The organism is Streptomyces sp. NPDC028419 (assembly GCF_055565515.1).
Map to the genome: position 1 here is coordinate 77,740 of NZ_JBVHUE010000036.1, position 6,097 is coordinate 83,836.

The window sequence follows — 6,097 nt, forward strand, 5'->3', positions numbered from 1 at the left end:
ACGGGCATCAGGCCTTCGGTCGCGTCGCGTAGCAGAAGAAGTGGTCCTCGGGCCCGGCCAGGGGATCGGCGGGGACGAAGGGCGTCGTGCGGTGGTACAGGACCTCCAGGCCCGCCTCTGCCAGCCGCCGCAGGTGCTCCTCCGCGGACAGGCTGCTGACGGTGACCTGGTGGCCCATCCACTCGATCTCCACACCCCGGATGTCTCCGGGGACCGTGGCGAGCAGGAGGTACCCGCCGGGCGCGACCCAGGATGCCATCCGATCGAGGGCCGCCCTGATCTCCGGCTGATCCATCATCAGGAGCGGGAAGAAGGAGCACACGGCGTCGAAGCCGCCCGCCTGCGGCACGTACGTGCGGACGTCGGCCTGCTCGAAGCGCGCATCCGGCACCAGGGCGCGGGCCGCCTCGACCATGGCCGCCGAGACGTCGATCCCGGTCACGGCGTGCCCGGCGCGGGCCAGCACCTCGGCCGTGGGCCGGCCCGTGCCGCTGCCCACGTCCAGCACCCGGGCCCGCGCGGGCAGCCGGTCCACCAGCCACTCCAGCCCCTCCAGCTGCGCGGGTACCCGCCCGAACAGGTCCTCGTACCGCTCACCCAGCGCGTCGAAGACCTCCGCCGCGGTCGTGGGTCGCGTCATGTTCCCTCCCCCTCATCGCCGTTGCCCTGACCGTCGCCACGCTACCGCCGTCCGTGTCGCGCCGGGCCCTCCCCGCCGTCGGACATCCGCCGCTGCCGTCGACGACCCGGCGCGAGCCTCGGCGTGGGCAGGCCGGCGCGTACACCACGCTGGCCGGCCAACTGGTCGTCACCGCTGGCGACCTGCGCCTCCGGTGGAGGCGTAGCGCCGCGATCCTGATCTTCCGCTCCGGTGAGGCGGGGCTCCTGACCAGCCGTCTCACCTGCCGCCTGGCCGCCGTCGCGCACCTCGCGTCGACGGCGGAGGTCCGTGTCGTCACGCACTACGACGCCCAGCGCATCGGCTGGCACGAGATCACCGCTCGCGGCGACGGGCTCACCCTCACGGGCTCCACGGTCCCCGCGGCCTCAACCACCGATCAGCTGCGGCGCTACCCCCTAGACCCGGTCGCCCTGGGCGCCGTCGCGCTCGAACCGGACCGTCTTCGCGATCCTCCTCGTCATCGGCTACGGCTTCGGAATGGCCGCCACCCGCATCCGGGCCGGCCTGCTCCTCGTACGGATCGAGGGTGACCGCCGCCTCGTGGGAAGCAGCGGTCACCCTCGCGTCAGTCCTGCTCCAGGAAGGGATCGATCGGGAGCGGGACCCTAGTTGCCGATGCCGGCGCTGCCGATGCCCGAGTTCCCGATGCCGGCGCTACCGATGCCCGAGTTGGCGATGCCCGCGTTGCCCAGGCCTCCGTTGGCGATACCGGCGTCACCGACGCCCCAGTTGGCGATGCCCGCGTCGCCGATGCCCGAGTTGGCGATGCCCGCGTTGCCCAGGCCTCCGTTGGCGATACCGGCGTCACCGACGCCCCAGTTGGCGATGCCCGCATTGCCTACGCCCGAGTTCCCGATGCCCGCGTTGCCCACGCCGGGGTCGTGGTCCGTTCCGTGCGCGTTGGCCGCCGCGGCTCCGCCGAGGGCCAGGAACGCTGCGGTGCCGAGCACGGCCGCCGTGCGGAGAAGACGCGTACGCATCATGAGATACCTCCTATTTTGGGATGATTCTCCTCCATCTCTAGCACGGCGATCCCCGACAACCCGATATTCCGCCCCCTCGACACCGCCCGCCGCCCGCCGGCCCCGGGAAGCGTCACCGGTCCGGCCGAAGCGGAGCTGATCACGCCGGAGGAGCCCGCCCCGGGGATCGGTCCGAGGGCGGGCTCCGCATGCGGCCCCGGCGAGGGCGAAGACGGCCTGTCAGCAGTGGTGCGTGGCCCCGCGGGTGCCGTCGGAGTTGTAGGTGAGGTTGGCGTCGGAGATCCACCCCTCGGTGCTGGTGCCGGCGATCCGCGCCCACGTCCAGGTGTTGCCGTAGTCGTTCGAGGTGTAGCAGTGGTAGTAGAGGTACGTCCCGTTGTACGTCTGGCCGCTGTTCGAACAGGCCGCGTAGGGCCCGCTCTTCAGGGCGTAGGTGCCCGTGGAGGAGCCGGAACCGGCGTCCTTGTTGCTGTGGCCCCAGCCGCTGCAGCTCACGGTCGCTGCGGCATTGCCCGGCGCTGCCGCGCCCAGGTTCGCCGCCGCGGCCAGGCCGATGGCCGCGAGGGAGAAGCCCAGGGTCTTGCGCACCTTGCGAGAAACGGGCGAACCGGTCATCAGGCATTCCTCCTGGAGAGGCCGGGGAGCCGCTCTCCCCGCTCATCGGCCATCCTGCTCGGACGCACCGCGAAGGTCGTTAGCGGTCCGTGCCCACTCCTTGGCTTTGCGTGCCCGGTGTCCGGCGTGCGGGAGCGGCGAGGGCCAGGGCCCGGTACTCGCTGGGTGGCATGCCGTGGGCCGCGCGGAAGGCGCGGGTGAAATCGGCGGGCCGCTGGAACCCCCACCGTGCGGCGATGGAGTGGATCGTGCGGGAAGCGAGCGCCGGGTCCGCGAGGTCGTGGCAGCAGCGCTCCAGGCGGCGCCGCCTGACGAACGCGGCCACCGTCACGTTCTCCTGCGCGAAGAGCCGGTGCAGCTGGCGCAGCGACATCTGATGGGCAGCCGCTATGAGGCCGGGGCCGAGCTCCGGAATGCCCAGGTTCTCCTCGATGAAGACACGGATACCGAGCATCAGCGCCTGCCGCCGGTCTTCCGGAGGGACCGCGGACGACAGATCCAGATGATGGGCCAGGAACATGGTCACCAGTTGTCTGGTGACCGGTTCGAGACGGATGTCGTCCTGTGGTCGCAGGCCTGGAGCCTCGGCGGCCAGCTGCATCAGGAATCCGGACAGGAGCGCCCCGGCCCCATTGGCTCCGGGAAGGGGCGTCGCCAGGAGGGCCTCCACTCGGCGGGACGGTAAGTCCAGGGCGGAGCGCGGTAAGTCGATGGTGATCGACTTCACTGCCGACTGCCGGGCGGGGAACTGGACATCGAAGCTGTGGGAGGAGTCGTAGAGCATCAGGTCGCCCACGGGCAGGACGGCGTCACGCCCGCAGTGCGACAGCCGGCGACTTCCGCGCACGCTCAGCGTCACGTGGTAGAACTCCGGGTCGGAGCGTCGGACCAGCGCCTGGGAGCGACGCACCCGCATGGAGGGATGGGAGAGAACGGACACCCGGGCGGCCCCCATGTGCAGTTGCCTGACCGTGGTGCGGAAGTCCCGCGCACTGTCGCTGGTGACGACCGCGGGCTCGGCGGAGTGCGAGATCATTTCCGACCACCACGCGAACCGGTCGACGGCGGGCAGGCTCTCGCTGCGCAGCAAAGTCTCCATGCCCTGTTCCTCTCCCCGCGTCGACACGCATACGCATGCTTCAGCAACTCGGAGGACGTCTCGGTCGGGGCCCAGCTGGGGAATAGCCTTGAGTCTCCAGTGACTGGAGACAGCAGGGTGGGGGACATGGACGTTACGACCCTCTACTCGATCGGGGAGCTTTCCCGGCGGACCGGCTTGCCCGTGAGGACCATCCGGTTCTACTCCGATTCGGGGGTGGTAGCGCCGACCACCCGAAGTCCCGCCGGCTATCGGCTCTACGACCTCGACGCACTGCTTCGTCTGGAACTCCTCCGCACACTGCGCGAGCTGGGCATGGACCTGGCCACGATCCAACGGGTACTGGACCGCGAGCTCTCGGTGGCGGAAGTCGCCGCGGTGCACGCCGACGCCATGGACGTCCAGATCCGGGTGCTGCAACTGCGTCGGAGCGTTCTGCGAGTCGTGGCCAGCCGCGGCTCCGATCCCGAGGAGACCAAACTCATGCACAGGCTCACGCGGTTGTCCGGCGAGGAACGCCGACGTTTGATCGACGATTTCATGGATGGCACCTTCGGCACAGTGGATGCCGACCCGGCCGCGGTGGCCATGGTTCGCGCTGCCACTCCCGACCTTCCCGATGATCCGTCCAGCGAACAGGTCGCCGCGTGGGTGGAACTCGCCGAGCTGGTCGGCGACGAGGACTTCCGGGCCCGGATGCGCCGGACGGCCAGGTGCCAGGCCGCCGGGCGCACGCTCGACATCGAGGGCGAGGTCGGCGAGGAACTGATGGAGTTCACCCGCCAGAAGGTGGCCGAGGCCATGGAGTCGGGCATCGACCCGCTCAGCGACAGGGGCGCACCCGTCATCGATGACCTCGTGCACCGCTTCGCCGAGGTGTTCGCGCGCACCCCTGACACGGAATTCCGGGACTGGATGGCCCAGCAGTTCAAAGAGGCGCACGATCCCCGGGTGGACCGATACTGGCGGCTGGTGTGGATCGTCAACGGCTGGCAGGTAGTACCGAACCTGATCCCGGTGTACCCCTGGCTCATCCAGGCCCTGCGAAATGACCGTGACGCATAGTCACCCCAGTGGGCACCGCCCCGGATCCCTGAACGAGTCCCAGGGATCGCCTGCGGACATGAGACGAGGGCGTCCAACGTCGATGTGCGACTAGCGACCTGGACACCCTTGCAACAGCACTCCATGCCCGGATCGACGACGAGTTGAAGGCTTCGCCGTGGCTGGCGCCGTGGGGTGGCGCCGTGGCTGCCTGCCGTGGCGGCCTGCCGTCGGAATCACTCCCACGCCCAGTGATGCCGAGCTGATCACGCTCGCGGTCATGTCGGCGCTGCTCGGTACACCTCCGAGCGGCGCTGGCTACGCCGCGTCGGGCGGGACTTCGGCCACCTGTTTCCCTACGGTCATCGAGTCGATGAATCAGACCTTCAAGGGCCCGGCCTGACCGCGGGGCCGTTCACCGGGGTGGCCCGTGCGCGTGTCATGCCGGGGGCACTTGCAGCCAATCCGCTTCGGTGGTCCAGAACATGTGGCGCGCGCCGAGGTAATCACGGCCGAAATCCGTGAACCGCTCGCGGGTGTACCGCTTTCCGGGTGTCTTGGGGTCTTCGGCCTTGATGTCGGGTTCCTGGACGGCCATCGCGACGAGGGGGAGGTCGTCCTTGTAGGCGTGGAGGAACGCGTAGGAGTTCTGCATCTGGTAGGGCCGGTCCGGCAGCGTGTCCGGTCCACCGATGCCGATCTTCTCGTTCTTGGCGAGCTCGAACATCTCCCGCATGCGCCGGTGGTCGTCGTCATCCGGCAGGAAGTTGACGTACTGGATGAACTGCGTCTTGGTGAAGACCTTCTTGCCGTAGCGCATGTTGTCGATCTCGGCATCGATGTAGGACTTCGAGGTGTACCCGGTCCGATCGGTCTTGGTGTCCACCCCGACCGCGGTCTCCGGAAGGTTCACCCCGGCGAGCCGTCCGTCGAACCTCTCCGCCATCGCCTTCAGCAGGGCCTGGAAGTCCCCTCGCACGCCCTTGTTCCATTGCGCGACCATGGCCCCGTGGGTGGTGGGGTTGTCGGGGTTCTCGTCGATCGTCGGCGCGAGACCGCCCTCGTCCTTCACGTACTGGGGAACGTTGGCGTCCGCCATCGCTACGTCGAAGAACCGGTCCTGGACCTGGACGAAGAGCTTCTTGTGGCGCTCCTGGAGATACTTCAGGGCGTTGTCCAGTCGCGACCACCGGTACTCCCCCTTCTTCCCCTCCAGGGCCTTCCAGGGCACCACCACCTGTACGTCGCCGATGTCCGGACGGTCGATCATGGCCTTGACCTTGAGGTCCTCGCCGGACGTCGCGTCCTCGAACGCGCCGAGCGACATGTACAGATCGTCCGTCAGCTTGCCGTGGGGCACCGAGGCGGTGGCCCTTTCTGGGACGGGAGCCGCGACGGCCACCCCGACGGTGGCCGTCAACGTCACGGCCGTGAGGACGACGGTTCCAACTGCACCACGTTTCGCGATCATGAAACGGAGACTAGGGAGGTGTTCTAAGAGGAATCTAAGAGCCCCCGTCCGGCAGGACGTCCCGCGGGGCAGGACGGCGCGCCACGGGATCGGGGGGGGGGAGAGGGGCCGCCCGCGGCCCCGCCCTACAGGGTGCAGCTGTGTTTGTCCTCTCAAAACCTCTTCCTGTCGTGTCTTCGCAGGTTCCTCCCCTCTCTGGGGAT

7 protein-coding genes and 1 pseudogene are annotated in these 6,097 nt (G+C 68.9%); 3 read left to right on the forward strand and 5 right to left on the reverse strand.

Going from position 1 to position 6,097, the window contains the following annotated elements:
* Positions 1 to 7: 7 nt before the first annotated feature.
* Positions 8 to 640, reverse strand: a complete 633-nt coding sequence (locus ACZ4UB_RS32715) for a class I SAM-dependent methyltransferase (protein ID WP_468075833.1) — start codon at positions 638 to 640, stop codon at positions 8 to 10.
* Positions 641 to 693: 53 nt separating this feature from the next.
* On the opposite strand from ACZ4UB_RS32715, the gene ACZ4UB_RS32720 reads away from it, so the two are divergent.
* On the forward strand, positions 694 to 1,212 hold the full coding sequence (locus tag ACZ4UB_RS32720; protein WP_468075835.1) for a hypothetical protein: 519 nt from the start codon (positions 694 to 696) through the stop codon (positions 1,210 to 1,212).
* 75 nt (positions 1,213 to 1,287) lie between these two features.
* Here ACZ4UB_RS32720 and ACZ4UB_RS32725 read toward each other — a convergent pair whose 3' ends face one another.
* The 3 genes from ACZ4UB_RS32725 to ACZ4UB_RS32735 form a co-directional block, all read right to left on the reverse strand.
* Positions 1,288 to 1,665: a hypothetical protein gene (locus tag ACZ4UB_RS32725; protein WP_468075837.1), complete on the reverse strand. Its 378-nt coding sequence runs from the start codon at positions 1,663 to 1,665 to the stop codon at positions 1,288 to 1,290.
* Between the two features lie 219 nt (positions 1,666 to 1,884).
* Positions 1,885 to 2,280, reverse strand: a complete 396-nt coding sequence (locus tag ACZ4UB_RS32730; RefSeq protein ID WP_354384179.1) for an SH3 domain-containing protein — start codon at positions 2,278 to 2,280, stop codon at positions 1,885 to 1,887.
* 79 nt (positions 2,281 to 2,359) lie between these two features.
* On the reverse strand, positions 2,360 to 3,379 hold the full coding sequence (locus ACZ4UB_RS32735; RefSeq protein ID WP_468075839.1) for an AraC-like ligand-binding domain-containing protein: 1,020 nt from the start codon (positions 3,377 to 3,379) through the stop codon (positions 2,360 to 2,362).
* A gap of 126 nt (positions 3,380 to 3,505) precedes the next feature.
* Between ACZ4UB_RS32735 and ACZ4UB_RS32740 the strand changes: the two genes are divergently transcribed.
* Together ACZ4UB_RS32740 and ACZ4UB_RS32745 are read left to right on the forward strand one after the other, a co-directional pair.
* Entirely contained in the window at positions 3,506 to 4,444 is a 939-nt protein-coding gene (locus ACZ4UB_RS32740) for a helix-turn-helix domain-containing protein (RefSeq protein ID WP_468075841.1), read from the forward strand.
* Positions 4,445 to 4,542: 98 nt separating this feature from the next.
* Positions 4,543 to 4,783 (forward strand): annotated as a pseudogene (locus ACZ4UB_RS32745) (IS982 family transposase); the annotation flags it as partial.
* Between the two features lie 79 nt (positions 4,784 to 4,862).
* Here the strand turns inward: ACZ4UB_RS32745 and ACZ4UB_RS32750 are convergent.
* Positions 4,863 to 5,894, reverse strand: a complete 1,032-nt coding sequence (locus tag ACZ4UB_RS32750) for a hypothetical protein (RefSeq protein WP_468075843.1) — start codon at positions 5,892 to 5,894, stop codon at positions 4,863 to 4,865.
* Positions 5,895 to 6,097 lie beyond the last annotated feature (203 nt).